1 rRNA gene is annotated in these 2,889 nt (G+C 54.9%); it reads right to left on the bottom strand.

The window, feature by feature from the left end:
• A 23S ribosomal RNA gene (locus TJ79_RS25515) occupies positions 1-2,889 on the bottom strand; the annotation flags it as partial.

Below are 2,889 nucleotides of genomic sequence, written 5' to 3'. Positions count from 1 at the left end.
CATGCATTGCTGCACTTCCACGCCGGACCTATCAACCTGGTCGTCTACCAGGGGTCTTACTAGTTGGGAAATCTCATCTTGAGGGGGGCTTCACGCTTAGATGCTTTCAGCGCTTATCCCGTCCGTACTTGGCTACCCAGCGGTGCTCCTGGCGGAACAACTGGTACACCAGCGGTACGTCCATCCCGGTCCTCTCGTACTAAGGACAGCTCCTCTCAAATTTCCTGCGCCCGCGACAGATAGGGACCGAACTGTCTCACGACGTTCTGAACCCAGCTCGCGTACCGCTTTAATGGGCGAACAGCCCAACCCTTGGGACCTACTTCAGCCCCAGGATGCGATGAGCCGACATCGAGGTGCCAAACCTCCCCGTCGATGTGGACTCTTGGGGGAGATAAGCCTGTTATCCCCAGGGTAGCTTTTATCCGTTGAGCGATGGCCCTTCCATGCGGTACCACCGGATCACTAAGCCCGACTTTCGTCCCTGCTCGACTTGTATGTCTCGCAGTCAAGCTCCCTTATGCCTTTGCACTCTTCGAATGATTTCCAACCATTCTGAGGGAACCTTGGGGCGCCTCCGTTACTCTTTAGGAGGCGACCGCCCCAGTCAAACTGCCCGCCTGACACGGTCCCTCTCCCGGATTCACGGGAGTAGGTTAGAACCTAGATACGATCAGGGTGGTATCCCAACGTCGCCTCCACACAAGCTGGCGCTCATGCTTCAAAGGCTCCCACCTATCCTGTACAGACCGTACCCAAGTTCAATATCAAGCTGCAGTAAAGCTCCATGGGGTCTTTCCGTCTTGTCGCGGGTAACCTGCATCTTCACAGGTATTAAAATTTCACCGGATCTCTCGTTGAGACAGCGCCCAAGTCGTTACGCCATTCGTGCGGGTCAGAATTTACCTGACAAGGAATTTCGCTACCTTAGGACCGTTATAGTTACGGCCGCCGTTTACTGGGGCTTCGGTTCATAGCTTCGGGTTGCCCCTAACCACTCCCCTTAACCTTCCAGCACCGGGCAGGCGTCAGCCCGTATACTTCGCCTTGCGGCTTCGCACAGACCTGTGTTTTTGCTAAACAGTCGCTTGGGCCTTTTCACTGCGACCCCCTCGCGCTATTCACGCTACCGGGGTACCCCTTCTCCCGAAGTTACGGGGTCATTTTGCCGAGTTCCTTAACGAGAGTTCTTCCGCGCGCCTTAGAATTCTCTTCCTACCTACCTGTGTCGGTTTACGGTACGGGCACCATTGCCTGGCTAGAGGCTTTTCTCGGCAGTGTGAGATCATGACCTTCGGTACTGCAATTTTCCCTCCCCATCACAGCCCAGCCTTAAAGTGTGCGGATTTGCCTACACACAAGCCTCACTGCTTGGACGGACCATTCCATCGGTCCGCGTCACTACCCTGCTGCGTCACCCCATTGCTCATAACGGCTTACGGTGGTACAGGAATTTCAACCTGTTGTCCATCGACTACGCCTTTCGGCCTCGCCTTAGGTCCCGACTTACCCTGAGCGGACGAGCCTTCCTCAGGAACCCTTAGGTTTTCGGCGGACGGGATTCTCACCCGTCTTTTCGTTACTTATACCGGCATTCTCACTTGTGTACTCTCCAGCACTCCTTACGGTATACCTTCTCAGCGTACACAACGCTCCCCTACCCATCAACATAGTTGAAGCCATGGCTTCGGTGGTGTGTTTAGCCCCGTTACATTTTCGGCGCAGAGTCACTCGACCAGTGAGCTATTACGCACTCTTTAAATGGTGGCTGCTTCTAAGCCAACATCCTGGTTGTCTGGGCAACTCCACATCCTTTCCCACTTAACACACACTTCGGGACCTTAACCGATGGTCTGGGCTGTTTCCCTCTTGACGATGGATCTTAGCACTCACCGTCTGACTCCCGGATACGAGTGCATGGCATTCGGAGTTTGACTGGACTTGGTAACCCTTGGCGGGCCCCGCACCCAATCAGTGCTCTACCTCCATGACTCTTTCTTCCGAGGCTAGCCCTAAAGCTATTTCGGGGAGAACCAGCTATCTCCGAGTTCGATTGGAATTTCTCCGCTACCCCCACCTCATCCCCGAACTTTTCAACGTTCGTGGGTTCGGGCCTCCAGTGCGTGTTACCGCACCTTCACCCTGGACAGGGGTAGATCACACGGTTTCGGGTCTACGCCTACGTACTTGTCGCCCTATTCAGACTCGCTTTCGCTTCGGCTCCAGCTTCTCACTTTAACCTCGCACGCAAACGTAACTCGCCGGTTCATTCTACAAAAGGCACGCCATCATCCCTTAACGGACTCTGACTTCTTGTAAGCACACGGTTTCAGGTTCTATTTCACTCCGCTCCCGCGGTTCTTTTCACCTTTCCCTCACGGTACTGCTTCGCTATCGGTCGCCAGGAAGTATTTAGCCTTAGCAGATGGTCCTGCCAGATTCCCACGGGATTTCTCGTGTCCCGCGGTACTCGGGATCCGTCTTGGAGGGAGCTGACTTTTGGCTACGGGGCTGTTACCCGCTATGGCTGGCCTTTCCAGACCTCTTCGCCTACCCAACTCTTTTGTAACTCCGTATAAGACGTCCCACAACCCCAAGGGGCAAGCCCCTTGGTTTAGGCTCCTCCGCGTTCGCTCGCCGCTACTGACGGAATCACTTTTGTTTTCTCTTCCTCGAGGTACTTAGATGTTTCAGTTCCCTCGGTCTGCCTCTTCTTACCCTATGGATTCAGGTAAGAGTGACTGCGCATTACCGCAGCCGGGTTCCCCCATTCGGACATCCCCGGATCAAAGCGTGCTTACCGCTCCCCGAGGCCGTTTCGTTGTTCGCCACGTCCTTCTTCGGCTCCTGGCGCCTAGGCATCCTCCGTGCGCTCTTATTAGCTTATCC

The sequence above is a fragment of the Gorillibacterium massiliense genome, from assembly GCF_000455485.1.
Lineage (GTDB): Bacteria > Bacillota > Bacilli > Paenibacillales > NBRC-103111 > Gorillibacterium > Gorillibacterium massiliense.
The sequence above is the reverse complement of the archived record's forward strand: the minus strand, read 5'-3'. Positions and strand labels throughout refer to the sequence as shown.